This is a genomic window from Streptomyces sp. NPDC001068 (assembly GCF_042897315.1).
Taxonomy (GTDB): domain Bacteria; phylum Actinomycetota; class Actinomycetes; order Streptomycetales; family Streptomycetaceae; genus Streptomyces.
In genome coordinates this window covers 1-15,359 of sequence record NZ_JBIAYD010000025.1, presented here as the reverse complement: position 1 = coordinate 15,359, position 15,359 = coordinate 1, and the positions used below count along the sequence as shown (strand labels likewise).

Annotated in this window: 17 protein-coding genes and 2 pseudogenes; 12 read left to right on the top strand and 7 right to left on the bottom strand. The window is 65.9% G+C overall.

Going from position 1 to position 15,359, the window contains the following annotated elements:
- The first annotated feature begins 109 nt into the window (after positions 1-109).
- Both ACFY3I_RS41625 and ACFY3I_RS41620 read left to right on the top strand, forming a co-directional pair.
- A complete protein-coding gene (locus ACFY3I_RS41625; RefSeq protein ID WP_390866170.1) occupies positions 110-1,141 on the top strand; it encodes an AAA family ATPase in 1,032 nt (343 codons plus the stop codon).
- A complete protein-coding gene (locus tag ACFY3I_RS41620) occupies positions 1,138-1,707 on the top strand; it encodes a guanylate kinase (protein ID WP_390866169.1) in 570 nt (189 codons plus the stop codon). Before ACFY3I_RS41625 ends, ACFY3I_RS41620 begins: the two co-directional genes overlap by 4 nt.
- A gap of 7 nt (positions 1,708-1,714) precedes the next feature.
- Here the strand turns inward: ACFY3I_RS41620 and ACFY3I_RS41615 are convergent, their stop codons facing one another.
- Together ACFY3I_RS41615 and ACFY3I_RS41610 are read right to left on the bottom strand one after the other, a co-directional pair.
- Positions 1,715-2,557: a DUF1932 domain-containing protein gene (locus tag ACFY3I_RS41615; protein WP_390866168.1), complete on the bottom strand. Its 843-nt coding sequence runs from the start codon at positions 2,555-2,557 to the stop codon at positions 1,715-1,717.
- Positions 2,558-2,561: 4 nt separating this feature from the next.
- Positions 2,562-3,209 carry an HAD family hydrolase gene (locus tag ACFY3I_RS41610; protein WP_390866167.1) on the bottom strand — a complete coding sequence of 216 codons (648 nt, stop codon included), beginning with the start codon at positions 3,207-3,209 and terminating at the stop codon, positions 2,562-2,564.
- 155 nt (positions 3,210-3,364) lie between these two features.
- Between ACFY3I_RS41610 and ACFY3I_RS41605 the strand changes: the two genes are divergently transcribed.
- The 4 genes from ACFY3I_RS41605 (at position 3,365) to ACFY3I_RS41590 (ending at position 6,634) form a co-directional block, all read left to right on the top strand.
- Positions 3,365-3,595, top strand: a complete 231-nt coding sequence (locus ACFY3I_RS41605; RefSeq protein WP_390866235.1) for a helix-turn-helix domain-containing protein — start codon at positions 3,365-3,367, stop codon at positions 3,593-3,595.
- 390 nt (positions 3,596-3,985) lie between these two features.
- Positions 3,986-5,014, top strand: a complete 1,029-nt coding sequence (locus ACFY3I_RS41600; protein WP_390866166.1) for a hypothetical protein — start codon at positions 3,986-3,988, stop codon at positions 5,012-5,014.
- Between the two features lie 111 nt (positions 5,015-5,125).
- On the top strand, positions 5,126-5,701 hold the full coding sequence (locus tag ACFY3I_RS41595) for a transcriptional regulator (protein ID WP_390866165.1): 576 nt from the start codon (positions 5,126-5,128) through the stop codon (positions 5,699-5,701).
- Between the two features lie 186 nt (positions 5,702-5,887).
- Positions 5,888-6,634: a DUF5131 family protein gene (locus ACFY3I_RS41590; RefSeq protein WP_390866164.1), complete on the top strand. Its 747-nt coding sequence runs from the start codon at positions 5,888-5,890 to the stop codon at positions 6,632-6,634.
- 15 nt (positions 6,635-6,649) lie between these two features.
- Here the strand turns inward: ACFY3I_RS41590 and tcmP are convergent, their stop codons facing one another.
- Positions 6,650-7,765 (bottom strand): three-Cys-motif partner protein TcmP, encoded by a 1,116-nt coding sequence (gene tcmP / locus ACFY3I_RS41585; protein WP_390866163.1) that lies wholly within the window; start codon positions 7,763-7,765, stop codon positions 6,650-6,652.
- Positions 7,766-8,033: 268 nt separating this feature from the next.
- Between tcmP and ACFY3I_RS41580 the strand changes: the two genes are divergently transcribed.
- The 5 genes and pseudogenes from ACFY3I_RS41580 (at position 8,034) to ACFY3I_RS41560 (ending at position 10,629) form a co-directional block, all read left to right on the top strand.
- Positions 8,034-8,261, top strand: a complete 228-nt coding sequence (locus ACFY3I_RS41580; protein ID WP_390866162.1) for a hypothetical protein — start codon at positions 8,034-8,036, stop codon at positions 8,259-8,261.
- The gene (locus ACFY3I_RS41575) at positions 8,261-8,533 is read left to right on the top strand and encodes a hypothetical protein (protein ID WP_390866161.1); all 273 of its coding nucleotides are present in this window, start codon (positions 8,261-8,263) and stop codon (positions 8,531-8,533) included. Before ACFY3I_RS41580 ends, ACFY3I_RS41575 begins: the two co-directional genes overlap by 1 nt.
- A 418-nt stretch (positions 8,534-8,951) precedes the next feature.
- Positions 8,952-9,236 (top strand): annotated as a pseudogene (locus ACFY3I_RS41570) (RNA polymerase sigma factor); the annotation flags it as partial.
- 83 nt (positions 9,237-9,319) lie between these two features.
- Positions 9,320-9,526, top strand: a complete 207-nt coding sequence (locus tag ACFY3I_RS41565; protein WP_390866160.1) for a sigma factor-like helix-turn-helix DNA-binding protein — start codon at positions 9,320-9,322, stop codon at positions 9,524-9,526.
- A complete protein-coding gene (locus tag ACFY3I_RS41560; RefSeq protein WP_390866159.1) occupies positions 9,523-10,629 on the top strand; it encodes a hypothetical protein in 1,107 nt (368 codons plus the stop codon). Before ACFY3I_RS41565 ends, ACFY3I_RS41560 begins: the two co-directional genes overlap by 4 nt.
- A gap of 759 nt (positions 10,630-11,388) precedes the next feature.
- Here the strand turns inward: ACFY3I_RS41560 and ACFY3I_RS41555 are convergent.
- Positions 11,389-11,541, bottom strand: a complete 153-nt coding sequence (locus tag ACFY3I_RS41555; RefSeq protein WP_390866158.1) for a hypothetical protein — start codon at positions 11,539-11,541, stop codon at positions 11,389-11,391.
- Positions 11,542-11,796: 255 nt separating this feature from the next.
- Between ACFY3I_RS41555 and ACFY3I_RS41550 the strand changes: the two genes are divergently transcribed.
- Positions 11,797-13,218, top strand: coding sequence for a hypothetical protein (locus ACFY3I_RS41550; protein ID WP_390866157.1), 1,422 nt, complete (start codon positions 11,797-11,799; stop codon positions 13,216-13,218).
- A 183-nt stretch (positions 13,219-13,401) separates the two neighbouring features.
- On the opposite strand, the pseudogene ACFY3I_RS41545 reads toward ACFY3I_RS41550, so the two are convergent.
- The 3 genes and pseudogenes from ACFY3I_RS41545 to ACFY3I_RS41535 all read right to left on the bottom strand — a co-directional run.
- A pseudogene (locus tag ACFY3I_RS41545) lies at positions 13,402-13,560 on the bottom strand (transposase); the annotation flags it as partial.
- A gap of 3 nt (positions 13,561-13,563) precedes the next feature.
- A complete protein-coding gene (locus ACFY3I_RS41540; protein WP_390866156.1) occupies positions 13,564-14,409 on the bottom strand; it encodes a hypothetical protein in 846 nt (281 codons plus the stop codon).
- Between the two features lie 5 nt (positions 14,410-14,414).
- Complete coding sequence (locus ACFY3I_RS41535) at positions 14,415-14,798, bottom strand: hypothetical protein (RefSeq protein ID WP_390866155.1); 384 nt, start codon at positions 14,796-14,798, stop codon at positions 14,415-14,417.
- Positions 14,799-15,359: the final 561 nt, after the last annotated feature.

Here is a 15,359-nt window from a genome sequence, read left to right as displayed (position 1 = left end):
TCAGCGCGACATCACAGCGGCTTGTCGAAGCTCGTGCACGTGCCCGTACACAGGTTTTCAACATCCGCATACACATGGGATTTCGGGGTCTGGATCTAGGCTCCGGCACATGACATCGGAGGCGCAGAGAGTGGCAAGGCACGTGGGTTGGCGGCCGGAGCATCTGCGTGAGCACCGTGAAGCGCATGGGCTCACGCTGGAGCAGGCGGGGGAACGGCTCCGACAGGTAGCCGAGCAGGCCAAGTTGAAGGGCATCCCCGCTGCCAACCCCCAGACGCTTTGGCAGCACGAGCAGGGCGAGGTGTTCCCGGGCCCTCACTACCGGCGCGCCTACTGCCTCCTGTATCGCGCCACCGAACCGGACCTGGGCTTCCGAACGGCCCTGCCGGGCGAGGAGACGTCTTTCAAGGTCACGCCGGTGGACGACCATCTCAATGGCGCGCACGTCCTAGCCGTAGAACGGGCCATCCACGCCATCGCGCCCGGCGACGAGGCGGCCGACCACGTCACGCTCCAGCAGCGCATCATTGATGCCTGGAAGCGCCGGCACACGGGCGGAGACCCGCACCGGCCCTCGCTCATTCTGGTGGGCGGATACGCCGGGAGCGGGAAGACCGAGTTGGCGCGTTTCTTCGTTCAGCTAACCGGCTGGCCCCTGCTCGACAAGGACCCGCTCACCCGCCCGCTCGTGGAGAAGTTGCTGGTCGCTCTAGGTGCCGACCCGAACGACCGGCACACCAACGTGTACCGGGAGAACGTCAGGCCGGTGGAATACGACTGCCTGATGCAGCCCGCAATGGCCAACATCAAGTGCGGCATCAGTACGGTGCTCACCGCGCCGTTCATCTCCGAGATGACGAACGCCGACTGGATGCAGAGGCTGGCCAACCGCTGCAACGCCTTGGGTGTAGATGTCTATCCGGTCTGGGTGCGTTGCGATGAGGAGTCGATGCGGGAGTACATCACGTTCCGGTCCGCTGCTCGGGACGCCTGGAAACTCGCGCGCTGGGGCGAGTACGTCAGCACGATCGACATGGACCTGCGGCCGGCGGTGCCCCACCTGGTCGTCGACAACCGGCTCGGCACCGCGGTCTCGCTCGCGGACCAGGCCAGGCAGGCGATGGGGGCCGTCTACGCATGACGGGGAAGCAGGGCGTGATCCTCTACGGCCCGCCAGCGTCGGGCAAGGACACCGTCACCGCGGCGCTCATCCAGTTGAGTCCGCGGTACGTGCAGTTCGCGCGGCTCAAGGTGGGGACGGGCAAGGCTGCCGGCTATCGGATGGGCACGGTGGGGCATCTGCGCGAGCTGGAGGCCGCGGGCGGCGTCCTCTACGCGAACGCCCGGTACGGCAATACGTATGCGATCGACCGGCCCGGCGTCGACGCCGCGTTCGCGGCCGGGGTGCCTGTGGTCCACCTCGGGCAGGTCGAGGGCATCCGAGCGCTGGTCGACGGCTACCCGGCCGACTGGTCGGTGGTGCTGCTGTGGTGCCCACGCGAGGTGACTGCGCAGCGGTCGGCGGGGCGCGGCGACAGCGACACCGCGGCGCGCCTGGTGGCATGGGACGCGACTCGTGAGGACCTGGACGCGCACCCGGGCATGGCGTGGGACCTGACCGTGGATACCACGGCGTCGGCTCCGCAGGACGTGGCGCAGCTTATCGACCAGCTGCTGGCGCAGCGGGCGGGAGCGGCGCCGGCATGAGCGCGGGTTACGGCTGGGCGAGTCGGTCCAAGGCGTCGGTGAGCGTGAGTTCGCCGTCGTCTTTGGCATCGTTCCACCGTGCCAGCGTTGACGCGGCCGCGTGCAGCATCTCCGGGGGAAGGCCGGCATCCGCGAGGGTGTCGGCGACCTCTTCCATTTCCGGGCCCCAGCGCCAGGCGCGTGCGGCGGTCTTGGCAATGTATTCGGGCTCAGCGAGGTACGAGCCGGTGCGTCGAGCGGCGACCTGGAGCAGTTCTTGGTCGACGCCGTGTGCCTTGGCGAGGGCAACGGAGAGCGCCACGAGTACGCGTGAGGTCTTCTGGAAGCTGGCGAAGGCCAGCTTCAGCGCGGATGCTGTCCCGATCTCCTGGCCCAGCGCGGCGGTCTGCACGTCGGTGTCCGCGAAGAGCGCTTCGACGTCGGCAACCGCGGCGGCCGGGCCTGACAGATACAGCGTGGGGCTCTTGCCGCCGACGGGTGGGGAGCCGATGACGCCTCCGTCCACGACGGTCGCAGTACTCCCGAAAAGGTCGGCGATCCGTGTCGTCCGGCTGGGACTGATGGCGTTGGCTTCCACGTATACGCCGGCGTACCTGTGCTCAGCGACGTCGCGGGCCAGGTCCTCGGCGGCAGCCGGCGGGCAGAGGCTGATGACGATGTCGCTGCGCTCCAGCAGCTCGGACAGGGTGGCCACCGCCGTCAGGCCGAACTGCTCGGCGCGCGCGATGCTGGCGGGACTGCGTCCGGCCGTGCACCACAGGACGGGTGACGTGTTCGTCGCGGCGCAGGCGGCGACGGCGGCGCCCATGCTGCCCGGGTGGAGGATGCCGACGGTCCGCTGGTGGGGCATGGGGCTACTCCGGGGAGTGGGTGAGGAGGTAGTCGATGGCGTCAGTGACGTCATCGACAGTGTGGTGAGGCGCGGCCAGTCCCTCCGGCCAGGGGCGGTCCTTGACCCAGATGGTGCGGAGTCCTGCGCGGTAGCCGCCGACGATGTCGGTTTCCGGGTTGTCACCGGTCATCCAGTCGCCAGGGGTCAGCTGGGTTCCGCAGCGGGCGGCCGCCAGCTCGAAGAGGCGTGGGTCTGGCTTGCGGACGTCGATGTCACCGGAAGCTGCGATTCCGTCAATCAGGTCTGCGAGGCCGGTGGACTGGATCTTTGCGCGCTGAATGTCACTGGAGCCGTTGGTCGCGACGCCTATGCTCCAGCCGCCCGCCTTGAGCCGCGTCAGGCTGTCGAGGACGGCGGGGCGGCAGTGCACGGCGGCAGCAATTCGGTCGACGTACACGCGCCACAGATGATCGGCCGACTCGTTGAGCTCGAAGGTGCGACGCAGACGCTCGAAGTCACCGCGGTCCGCACGGTCAGCCAGTTCGTCTATCAGCCAGCGCTGGATCTCGGGCCCGTAGCCGTGATCGTGGCTGAGTTGCACGACGGCGTCTGTGACGGCGGACCGGCGGTCGACCAGGGTGCCGTCCAGGTCGAAGAGGGCGAGGCGCATGCCGATGACCCTAGCTCGGAGGAATTTTCCCTGGACGCGCCCTCAACGCACAGCGGTTAGCGAAGACTTATGTATAGTTCTGGATCACGTGAGGAGGGGAATCAGTGTCTGATCTACTCGATGCAGTCGACGCTCTACTCGCGCGGCCGGACACCATGCCGCCACCGGAAACTCGGGCACGTCTCCGCAAGGCCGACGGGCTCACCCAGGAGGAAGTCGCCGGCGTTTTCGGCGTCACCAGGGTCGCGTTCCACCGCTGGGAGACCGGACTCGCCAAACCGCGCCGCCGCCACCTTGAGGCTTATGCCCGACTCCTTAAGGGTTGGGCCGATAAGCACCCAGAAGTGACGTCCGGTCCTGAAGTGAATACCCGAGAGGCAGGCTGAGCGGCTGATGCTCTCCCGATCTCCATAAATGCGAAGCGGCCCCTGTCGCCACAACAGGAGCCGCTCCCAAGTCCGACTCGCACGCCCTTGTCAAAGCTCCGAGTCGTGAGCAGCGAGGTGACCTCGTCTGCCGGGTGATGCTCGTGGGCCAATGGCCCGCGTGGTCACCTATACCCAGAGTATGCGGTAGAGATAGCCGCAACGCCACTACTCCGGGTTTGGCGCTAGATCACACTCGCTGGGCACGACTCCCCTACCTGGGGAGATGACCCAGTTGCGTCGCCTGTTCTACCGTCCGCCAACCGCGCGGACCGCCTCACTCCCACCGACTGCGCCTGTGCGCGCGTCGGCCCCGGCCGCCGCCGGCCACCAGCTGGTGGAGGTGGCCCGGTGATCCAGCACATGAATCTGGTTTTCCAGGCAGACGGTCTCAAAGTCGGTCAATTCGCATTTCTCATGGCCTGTGCCAATCACACTGACGATCGCGGCTACGTGATCGCGCACATGCAGCAGCTGGCTGATGAGGCGCACATGCCGCTGCGGACCGCTCAGGCCAAGCGTGCGGAGCTGGAGAGGCTCCGGCTGCTCAAGGCCGCGCCCCGGTACAGCCCGAAGAACGGGGCGCAGATCGCCAACTTGTTCCGCATCAATGTTGATCTTCTCCAGAGCATGAAGCGGGCGCCGAGGGACTACGGGCCCTCTCTGGTCGAAGAACTCACCTTCGATGCCCCCCAGATGGAAAACCGCAGCTCAGACCCCCATGCAGATTCTGCACCCCCCCCTGCGAGATCTGCACCCCCCCCTGCAGATCTCGCACCCCCCGGTGCAGATCTCGCAGGGGCAGGGGGTGCAGATTTCGCACCCCTTCTCCTTCCCTCTTCTTCTCCCTCCTCGTCTCCCTCTTCTCTCTCTCCCGTAGCCGGTGACGCTGACGCTGCTGGAGACGTCCCGCCGGACGGAGAGAGAGAGATCGAAGCTGCGCCGGAGGGAGACAACCCCTCCGGGGCTGAGGTCCCGCACCAGCGGGAGGGCTCAGACAAGAGCGCAGCAGCAGGAGGCCGGATCGTGGCCGCGTACGCCGCTGCCCTCGGACGGCCAGTACTCAACGGGACCCGGGCCAAGCTGTTGGGTCAGGCTGTCGAACTGCTCGACCAGGGACTCCCCGAGACCTGGCTGTGTGACCGGGCCCAGGAGATGGCCGGCCGTGGCTGGACGAACATGCACCGGCATGTCGAAATGTCCAAGGCCCCCATCGTCCCGGCCGCCGTCAGCAACGATCGTCCCCGAATGCCTGAGTGGTGTGAGGAGTGCGGCGAAGGCACCCCCGCTGCCCGGCTCAACCCGCGGTTCCGGACTCTTGGAGAGCTGGGCACCGGTGAGAAGTGTCCCCGCTGCCACCCGGACGTAGTGGGCCGGTAGTCCCGCTGCACGCCCTTGTGCCGCCCTGGGGCGCGCCCGGCGGGAAAACCCCCGCCGGGCCCCGGTAGCGGCCCTCACAGCGCCACACAGACGATCAAGGAAGGAGCCTCGGTGCCTGACCGCAATCTCGACTTCGGCAAGTTCGGCGCGCGCGGCATCAAAGGCCACGAAGCCGTCGCGCGGCAGCTGGACGCGCTCGCCGGGTACGTCGCCACCCCGATCACTGCCCGCCGCGGCCTGCTTGCCCGCCTGCACTACCTCACCCGCAGTGACCGCGCCCGCGCCGCCGCCAGGGAAGCCGGCCTCACCGCGACGCCCCGCACGATCCGGGCCTGGCTCGCCGGCACCCGCTCCCCGTCCCGCGCCAACCTGGCCGCGATCGAGCAGGCCTACCGCGCCGTGCGGCGCGAGAACGTCGCCCGCTACCTCCTGGCCCGCCTCAACCGTGATGGCCGCGGCACCCGTGTGGAGTTCCACCCGCTCAACCAGTCCCAGGTCACCCGGCCCCACCAACGGGTGGTGGAGTACCGGACGCTGAACGTGCGGCGCTGGGACCGGATCGTCGCCGCATGGGTGGCCGACGATGACGACGCCCTGGACACCGCCTGGGTCGACGATGCGGTGGTCGACCTCGGCTCCCAGTGGGGCCAATACGAATACGTGTCCAACATCGGATTCGCTGCGTGACAGCGCCTTTACAGCGGGCCGATCACCTCACAGGATGGGAACGTTCGTTCTATCAATGGGGTGATGGGAGCCGTACGGAAGCCGGATGGTTGGATGCCGGTACCGGTCGTGAGCCGTCTCGTTGGGCACCACAAGCCGCAGCGGTACGGGTGGACGGGCCCGGTTCGAGGGGATGGAGGGCCGGCCGTGAGTGATCGCAGTTCGATCGAGTGGACCGAGGCGACGTGGAACCCGACCACGGGATGTGACCGCGTTTCCGAAGGCTGCGACAACTGCTACGCGTTGACGCTGGCGAAGCGACTGAAGGCGATGGGCTCGCCGAAGTACCAGGCCGACGGCGACCCACGGACGTCCGGGCCCGGCTTCGGGCTGACAGTGCATCCGGATGCGCTGCGGGTGCCGTACGGATGGAAGAGCCCGCGCACCGTGTTCGTGAACTCGATGAGTGACCTGTTCCATGCCAGGGTCCCGCTCGACTACGTCCGGCGCGTCTTCGACGTGATCGCGGACACGCCGCAGCACACCTACCAGGTCCTGACCAAGCGGGCACGGCGCCTGCGGCAGGTGGCCGATCGACTGGACTGGCCGGCGAACCTGTGGATGGGCGTCTCGGTGGAGAGCGCGAAGGAACTGCCGCGCGTGGACGACCTGCGGCAGGTGCCGGCGGCGGTGAAGTTCCTGTCGTGTGAGCCGCTGCTCGGCCCCTTGGACGGCCTGGACCTGACAGCGATCGACTGGGTCATCGCAGGAGGCGAATCCGGGCCAGGGCACCGTCCGCTGGACGAAGCATGGGTGACCCAGATCCGCGATACCTGCCAGCAGGCGCAGGTGGCGTTCTTCTTCAAGCAGTGGGGCGGCCGCACACCGAAGGCAGGCGGCCGCGAGCTTGGCGGCCGTACCTGGGACCAGATGCCGCTGCCGGTGGCCGTGTGAAGGATGCTGCTCGCGTCAGGAGGCTTCGTCGACGAGGTCTTGCGGGGCGTAGAAGCGCACAGTGCACCCTTCCGGCCACGCGCTGCGCGCATCGACTGGGCTGACCCGGAAGGCAAGGCCTTTGGAAGCGAGATCGCTCAACGACTTCCTTAGATGTTTGTCCATGTAGTTCAAGCGGGCGGCCTGGCTGGAGAGCGTCTCCCACCGCTGTTCCGTGCCCGCGTAGTTGCGCAGTGCCGCATCCAGACGGCTCTCGACCGCTTCCTCTCCGAACAGGGTCAGCGCGTCCAGGCTGTCGGCGGAGGCGCCCTCACCGCTGTAGCTGTCCAGCTTCCACGCCATGGGCGCCCAGCACTTCAGGCCGGCCTCGCTGTGGGTGGCCAGGATCAGGTGGTACCTGGCGCTCTGGCTGCTGATCTCGACGCCGAAGTCGCTGCTGAACAGGCCGAGGGCTTTCAGGCCGTCCTGGTAGGCGGCGGAGAACGCCTCTTTGCGCGTCCTTGCCCGCCGGTCACCCGCCACTGCCGCGCGCCAGTGATCGCCGCCGAAGTAGGGGGTCATCGCCTTGTCGAAGTGCTCACGCTCGCAAAAGCGGTGCAACTCGTTGGTGAACAGGGTGAACAACACCTCGTCACGCGGCCCGGCCATGCACTGCCTGATCAGCGAGAATGGGGCGCTCTTCAGCCTGAAGGGGTCGATGAGCCACAGTACGGGGACGTTGGGGCGCGGACGATGGGCCAGCGCGGACAGCCTGGGCTGTTGCTCGGCGAAGGTACCCGGAGGGAGCACCTGGATGTTGAGCTTGGGCGAGCGCGGCAGCTTGGCCACCTGCCGTCGAAGCTCTTCCACCCGGTCGGCACGCTCTTCGAGACAGATCAGGTTGAGCCGACTGAACTTCTCATTCGCGGAGTGCTCCAGGAATGTCCGGGCCACCACAATGGGAGAGCCGGCCAGTCCGTCGGAATAGATGCCAGGGCCCGCGAAGCAGTCCACGATGGTGGCTTCGGGAAACTTCTGCAGGATCTTCGCCATCCAACACTGCAGATAGTGCCGATACACAAGGTGCTTCACCTGTGTATGTGGGTCGCTCTTCCAGACGGTCTGCTGCTGGAGCTCTTCAACCCGGCCCATGACCCCTCCCCCGGAACGCATCGGCTCAAGACCCAGGGTCACCGCTGCGGAACTAGTTGTCTACAAGACCAGTCGGCCATTCCACCGCCGCACGGCCAGCACGGAAGCCACACCGTTCTCGGCCACATGGCTGGAGAGGCAAGCCGTCTGACCCACGGTTCCAGTACTCATTCGTTCGGATGAACAACGCCTCCCACGGACTGCCCTCGGTCCCGCCTTCCCGGCGATACCGTGGTGACACCGACTTCCTCCGGGCCCAGGAGCACCGATGAGTGAACAGCCGACGCCGACCGACCGGCAGCAGCTGGAGCCCGCGGCCGCCGACGCCGTCCGCGCCTACGCCGCCCGAACCCGCGAGCAGGCCGACCAGTTTGCCGCCGTCCTGGAGGACATCGCCGAAAACGGCCTGCCCCCAGTCGAGGACTGCACCCCCTGGGAAGACCTGCGGGAGGCGCACCTCGCCCGCCTCGCCGCGCAGCGGCCGGCCGTCGCCTGATGCCCCAGGGACACGGGCCCCGCCGCGCCCGGATCGCCTTCTCCGACGCCGCCGCCAAGCAGCTTGAGGCCATCACCAGCGAGGCGGACATCCACGCCCTGGACCGCGCACTGGTCGTCATCTCCGTTGACCCCGAGATCGGCGCACCGATCCCCGGCGACACCACTGGCCCCCAGCTGCGCCAGTACACCGACGACGTCGAAGCCGTCCGCGTCCTGTACTTCGTCACCGTCCTGCGCACCGTGGTCGTCATCGCGTACATCGAAATCTGACTCGTGTCCTGTCGGCACCTCCTGGTGGCAGCTCGCCTGTAGAAGCACCTGGACACCCACCGCTCCAAAACAAATTTGTTCGTGGAGTTCACGCTCGGCGCCTACGCCGCCTCTTAGCTCATAGCGGGTCCAACAGCGGGTCCGTCAGAGAGGGAGGGAGTCCTCAGGTGGACCGGGTTACGTGTGTCGTCACCGTCGCATCGCTCGTAACGGCGAGGGGAGCCGGGCTGCTGTCGCTGTGGTTCCGCCTCCGCTGGCGTGAGCGACGGGAGCTGGTGCGTCTACGGTGCCTTGCACATGGGATTGAGACCCTTGCCATGGGCGGCAATCTGGAGTTCGACACGCAGTCAGCAGATGGTCATCACCTCAGGATGCGTATGGAACGCGTCCCCGCTGTTGCCGATCGGCTGGAGGCTGCGTGAGCGACGAGAACAGGGCCGGGCACCCTGACTTGCCAGCATCACTTTCCAGTACGAGCCAACAGCCCCAACTGGAAAATAATCGGACGACCGACGCAGACTTTTCCACGTTTTACCGTGCCACGATCCGTAAACTCATAGGCTTTCTGGCCAATCAAGGTGCACCGCTTGCAGACGCAGCGGATATAGCCCAGACAGCGATGATGTCGGCGTATCAGCGGTGGAACGATATTCATCAACCTCGCCCGTGGGTATATACCGTAGCCGCCCGCGCACTTGTGAGGAAAATCGCTGACGTGAGAGAGGATCCTGTCGATGATGTACCGGAGCCAAGCGCGCTCTTGCCTCGCCCGGATGCTGTCGCCGAATGGGAGTCTCGGCACTACGCTTTGAGCATCGTGAGAAATCTACCCCTGCCCGTCAACGACAAGTCCTCGCCTGGACTCTCAGCGAGTTCACACCAGCGGAGATCGCTGAGCAGCTCAACATGACACCGGAAGCAGTAAGAGCGAGTTTAAAGAAAGCCCGCCGTGCTGCAACTAAATGTGTTCGTGAATGGGAGGAGGGACGATGACAGGCCGCGAGCAGCCCCTCAGTAAGAAAGCCGTAGACGAATTTGGTCGCACACACGATGAGATGCTCGGCGCGCTCGATTCGGTAATCGACGTTGAAGCGGGGCTGCGTGAAATCTTGCTTCAATCCGACCATGACGAAATGGCAAAAAGCCTGGAATCGGTTGTCGATGTTGAGGCAGGTCTGCGTGCGATTCTGCCGTCGCCAACGAACGAGGAACCCCTCATACCGCCAGCGCCGGCGTTGCTTCCGGCCCGCGCTTCCATGAAGGAAATTCTGCGGATGATTCCTTCTCAGTCAAGAATGCTGCTGCGCAACGAGCCTCGATTTCTGGTTGCCCTGGATGCTATTGACCTGATCATTGCGGCAGACGCATGTTTGCATGATCTCGGAATCATGGCAGCGAGCCTCTTCGATGCACTGTATGGCACCCGCATGAATCTTGAGAAAGCCGTAGAGTGCTCGGTCGCCTTCGTTTATACGGCAGACAAAATTCTTCGCACCATCCGTGAAGCTGAGGAGCTGGGCGTCTGGCCGGACAACGTAAACGCAGAGGGGAATTTCTCGCAAGTGGTGGTATATAGCAAAAATCTTGCCGCGGCTATCGATCGTGCCAGTGAGGCGCACAGGGCTTACCAGGCTCGAAATCGGCGGGAAAGACTTCAATCGGGAAACCGTCGGGCACGCCAGAACGAACGAGAACTCTTTCAAGAACTCACATTTGCCCAGAAGGAGGTCGAGCGAGTCGCGCATAATCTCGACAGCATCGTTCCAGTGGGGCTTGCAACTCGCCTATATCATGGAGCCTTGGAGTACATGCGTCGCTACCTGCAGACGTACCTCTATGTCCAGGGTTTTCCGACCCTAAATCATCAAGAGCTGCGTGACTTCGTGAACGATTTTACGTCATCAGATCTACGGGGAACGCTATTGATCGGCACCGACCTGACGGACGTCCGCTGGACCATCAGCGGTACGTTGTGGCCGCAGGAAATAGACGTTGAAGATCTCAAGACGCGATCCTACGAGGCGCCGGAAGGAAGCGGGATTTATGTAGTTCGCTCTGGGACTGCGACGATCCGAGAGCTCGCTGAATTGGCCTGAGAGCATGGGAGTCCCGGCGCGGCGTCACGGTGCCACACGGCACAGCGACACCGCCCTCCGCCGCGCCGGACCCTACGCTTCCGGCGCGGCCGTCGGTCGGGCCGCCTCCGGCGTCCAAGAGCCCCGCGCCACCACGTGGCCTCGCATGCCTCTTCAGGACCCCCACCCTGAAAGACCACCCCCATGCACGCGCTCACCCGCGCCGACCGGGCATGTCCGCGCCGTAGCACAGGCAGCGGATGTCTCGGTGTGGACGGTCTGGAATTGGTTGGCGGTGGCACGGGCCAAGGGGCGACTGACCCCGCTGGTCCGGTCGGGCGCGCCGGTCCCGGGCGATCTGCAGGAGCGTCTGGCGATGTGGGGCGGGAACGCCCCGTGCCGGGCAGCCAGGCATCGGCTACGGCGCTTTCGTGCCGCCGGAGGACGGCCGGCACTGCCTCGACTGCCGGATGGATCTGTCCCGGCAGTATCCGGGGCTGTTCTCGGCGTTGTTCAAGCGCCGCATCTGAGCATCTGGACGTCCGGGTAGTCCCGACCATGGGCCCGACTCGGGTTTCGGGGGATGCCGCGGGTCTCGGGCCAGGCGCTCCGGGGTCCGGTTGGTCAGGAGGACGTTGAAGCCTCCGAGGCCTCAACCGGGCCCCGGAGGCTTGGTCCGTGCTTCGTGTCAGTGCTGCGGGCTGGGGGGGTGGTGCCCCCGCAGGCGCGGGGGCATGCTTGGTGGTGTGGGAGGCGGTTTCGCCTCCCACACCAGGATGCTCAGTTGCCGGTCAGCAGTGTGTAGAGCAACGTGGCGATTGCTACACCTACGAGGATGGCTCCTCCGAGTTTCTCGTTGTTGTAGGCGATGTAGACGGCGGCCGCGGCGATGGCCGTGACGACGATCGCGCTGAGCTTGTCGACGGGACTCACCTGGACCCCTCTCGGGGTGTCCTGGGGCCTGCCGTGACTGCGTCTTTGGCCGGAGGCGTCACGGCAGGCCGAACTGATCCCGGCGTCTCCAACAGGCGCCGGGATTCCCGTGGTTGACGGGATGCCGCCCACAGTGACTGGTGCGTTTGGTGGGGTGCATCTACATCGACGTGCCTCTTGTGGGGTTCCGATACGGTGACCATCCGCACCACTTCGCATGCATCGGCGTTGGGGCTTCAGTAGTGGGAGGTACCGGTGGAAAACCGGCCCGGGAATCGTGACGGTGATCTTCTTCCGGAGATGTTGGATCCGGACACGATCGAGGGCTTCGCCCAGCGGGTGCGGAGGCTGTTCGCGATGACCGGCATGAGCACCAACCAGTTCCAGCGCCTCCACAACTTTCCCGACGCGTCCGTCTCCAAGTACCAGAACGGTACGAACGTGCCGCCGCTCAGATTCGTCCTTGCGTTGCTGGACGAGGCGAAGCTGCGGGGAAAACTGCGTGATGAGGCAGCCGAACAGGACCTCCGGGACTACGGCCGGCTTCTGCGCCGGCTGAACGAGGACGGCCGCGGACACCCCAAGCGCAGGGAATTTCTGCGTGAATACGAGCTGGCCATGGAGGCGAGGCGCGACGAGCAGCAGATCCTCGAGATGGCCGAGGAGGGACAGCAACTGGCCGAGGAAGAGGCCTCCCCGTCTACGTCTGCGGAGCGGAAGGCTCTCATCCGGGCTGAGCTGCAGCAGCTCGCCGTACGGCAGCAGTCGCTGATCGCCCGACGGGATGCGGTACTGAGCGAACTGGCCGTTCTCCGGCAGAGCTACGCCGAAGCGGAGGAGCCGTCCCCCGGGGTACCCGTCGCCCCGCAGTACGCACCCGACCAGTACGCACCCCACCCTGACCAGCAGGTCGGAGGCCTTGGTGCTCATGCCGGCCCCAGGTCTCTGCCTCCTGGGGGGCATGCGCACCGCTCGTCCCTCGCCCGGTTCGCGATCGGTGCGGCCGTGGTGCTCGTGCTCGGTGTATACGGCATCAATAAGTTCGCGGGCATGAGCGGGGACGGGTCTGACGCGAAGGGGACGGCTTCCACGGCGCCCTCGCAGACATCGTCTGCCTCGTCGGCGCAGTCATCGTCGGCGTCGCCGGCGCAGACATCCTCCGGCTCCCCGACGACGAACGCCTCGCCTATCGCGGCGGGCTGGCGGGAGGTGTACCGAGATCGGACGTTCACCATGCCCATGCCCGGCGGTGACAATTGTCAGCGCGACCTGTTCGACTTGGACGCCGATCCCATCAGCCTCCGGCGACAGGAGGGTGACCTTCCGCCCGAGGTGGATGCAGATGCCTTCGACCTCGAGTGGCACACCTGGTTCTGCTCAGCCTCTCCCGACAACCGTGACGCGCTCGACTTCAGGGTCGATGCGGTAGGCCTGAGCGGGGCGACGGTCCCGTCACCCTCCCGGTGCGTCTTGGACTCCCAGACGCAAGCGATCACCAACCCCATTGCCGGGGGCGAGGTCGGCAGCGGGACGCCCCTTCACAAGGGCGCATCCCTCTGCGTCAAGACGGACACGGGCAACCTCCTCTACCTCAAGGTGATCAAGGAGATCGATAACTCCGACGGCTACTTCGCGGGGTTCACGTTCTCTGCTACACGATGGTCTCCCGCCTCCTAGCTTGCTGTGCGCGGAAGGCTGCTCTGCCGTCACCGGCAGAGCAGCCTCGCCGCCCGGCGCCGCGGTGTCGGATCTGTGGGGGGCGGTGCGGCAGCCTCGCGCTCGGGGGCCGAGCCCTTGTACGGCGCCTTGCTACTGCTGGAGGACGGCCGTCACTTCCCACGTCTGGCTTTAGAGATCGTCTCAGTTGGTCAATCTCCGGTAGCAGATGAGGGTGGCGGCGATGCCGGCGAAGGCGAGGAAGTGCTCGGCTTTGCGTTCGTAGCGGCGGTGCAGACGACGGCACCCGGACAGCCAGGCCACAGTCCGCTCCACGGTCCAGCGGTGGCGGCCGAGACGCTGTTCTTAGCCTGTTTCCACGACCGCGTCCGGCGTTCTGCCCTGCTGGCCCTGATTGGCGCGCTGGATGCACATACGGGTGAAGGCGAAGACCTCGTCGACGTGATCAGCGGGGTGGGTAGTGTCGGTCGCCGCCAACTGGCATGTGACGGTGCCGATCCGGGCCGCAGTGACCATCCCGGCCACGTGGCCGGAGGGGGTGTAGTCGATGAAAGCCATGGTGCCGTCACCGATCTTCGGAGCGGCTAGGGACTGGCTGTCCTGATCGATTTCCCATCTCGCGAGGATGTCAGAGCGATTGAGCGTCTTCGAGGCCGAAGTTGCGGTCTCGAAGAAATCCATTTCCAGGGTGATGCCGTAGTCAGGCCCTGTGAGTTCTATGCCCCCTTCGAGCGGCGCGCCGCCCTGGTCCGTCACATCGGGTTCGCCGGCTGGCGACCAGCCAGCAGGCAGAGCGGATTGGTTCGGAAGGACTGCCTTTGCGACGTCCCTGGACGTGATCGGCGCTAGTTTGGGCCCGCTGCTGGCGTCCGGGGTCCTGGTCGAGGCGTTGGAAGGCGTGGTGGCTGGTGAGCTGTCGATGGTGATCACTTGCACTGTGCCGTACACGCCCAAGGCAAGTAAGAGGGCCAGCACGATGACGGTAGCGATGAGAGCCACGTATGCGCCGCGTGACTTCGTGATCGTCAAAGGACCGATGTTGATGGTGCCCTTCACAGTGCTGCTGTTCACGCTGACCGTCTGTACGGTCATGTCCCTGCCCGCACGGAGAGTGTTCTGCGTCGCAACGCTTTCCAGCCGCATCGCAAACTGCGGATCGTCGGCGAGAGCCCCCGCCAGCACGGACCGCACCCGGCCTACTGCTTCAGGTGACCCGGGTTCCTGATCGAGCTGAGCCAGTGCCGCACGACCTTCTTGAGATCCGCCGAGCCGGTCCCTGACCAGCCGGGACACCTCCTCACCAGCTGCCGTTCCCACACTGGCACCTGCGCTGGTCGCCAGACCACTGGCACACACTCACCTGCGGTGACTGCTCCGCCGGCCCCGGCAGCGAGTTCCGCGCCCACCCTGACGGCCTGTTCGAATGCCCCGCCGACCACCCCATCGCCCCCCAGGACATCGACGTCGATGGCCCCCACGTGTGGGCCGTCGACGCCTCCGGCATCCTCGGCTACGTCACCAACCCCGACCACACCCTGGACGCGCTCGGTGAAGCCCTCGCCGACCTTGGCGACGCTCACGAACTCCCCGACCCCGCATACGTCACCATGAGGTCCTTGCGGAGCGCCGTCGACGCATTCGGAGAATACGCGGCGGCATTTCTCGCGGGAATCGCACCGGTATCCATCCGGTAATCAGAGGACACCCGAGCCGTTATCCCAGAATCCATCCCGGGTCGAATGTGACGCATTCCTGTGGTTCAGGACCGCACATATCGAGCGGTCCTGAACCGGGGGTGCGGCGTCAGTCCAGAACGTATCCCATTCGAGAATTGACGCATTCTCAGACGGCGAGATGGTGGTGGGGTGCCATCCCAGAATCTAGCTCGGTGTCAGTTTGACGCACACCCAGTCCTGGCGGTCCGTCAAGACTGGGTGACGCGGCGGGAGTCCGGCACCCTCCAGCCGCCCCCTTCGCCTGACTGCGGAGCCGTCAGGCTCCCTGACCAGCGCGGAGCGCTGGTCGGCAGGGCGGGCACGGAGTGCCTGCCCGTGCCCGGACGGAGTCCGGGCCTCCGGCGCGCAGCGCCGGTAAGTGCCGCGTAGCGGCACCGCGTCGCGTCTGCGGAGCAGACCGCGCGC

What these genes read in the sequence shown, in the direction of transcription:
- ACFY3I_RS41625 (WP_390866170.1), top strand. Translation starts at nt 110, where the DNA reads ATGACATCGGAGGCGCAGAGAGTGGCAAGGCACGTGGGTTGGCGGCCG.
- ACFY3I_RS41620 (WP_390866169.1), top strand. Translation starts at nt 1,138, where the DNA reads ATGACGGGGAAGCAGGGCGTGATCCTCTACGGCCCGCCAGCGTCGGGC.
- ACFY3I_RS41615 (WP_390866168.1), bottom strand. Translation starts at nt 2,557, where the DNA reads ATGCCCCACCAGCGGACCGTCGGCATCCTCCACCCGGGCAGCATGGGC.
- ACFY3I_RS41610 (WP_390866167.1), bottom strand. Translation starts at nt 3,209, where the DNA reads ATGCGCCTCGCCCTCTTCGACCTGGACGGCACCCTGGTCGACCGCCGG.
- ACFY3I_RS41605 (WP_390866235.1), top strand. Translation starts at nt 3,365, where the DNA reads ATGCCGCCACCGGAAACTCGGGCACGTCTCCGCAAGGCCGACGGGCTC.
- tcmP (WP_390866163.1), bottom strand. Translation starts at nt 7,765, where the DNA reads ATGGGCCGGGTTGAAGAGCTCCAGCAGCAGACCGTCTGGAAGAGCGAC.
- ACFY3I_RS41580 (WP_390866162.1), top strand. Translation starts at nt 8,034, where the DNA reads ATGAGTGAACAGCCGACGCCGACCGACCGGCAGCAGCTGGAGCCCGCG.
- ACFY3I_RS41575 (WP_390866161.1), top strand. Translation starts at nt 8,261, where the DNA reads ATGCCCCAGGGACACGGGCCCCGCCGCGCCCGGATCGCCTTCTCCGAC.
- ACFY3I_RS41565 (WP_390866160.1), top strand. Translation starts at nt 9,320, where the DNA reads ATGGGAGTCTCGGCACTACGCTTTGAGCATCGTGAGAAATCTACCCCT.
- ACFY3I_RS41560 (WP_390866159.1), top strand. Translation starts at nt 9,523, where the DNA reads ATGACAGGCCGCGAGCAGCCCCTCAGTAAGAAAGCCGTAGACGAATTT.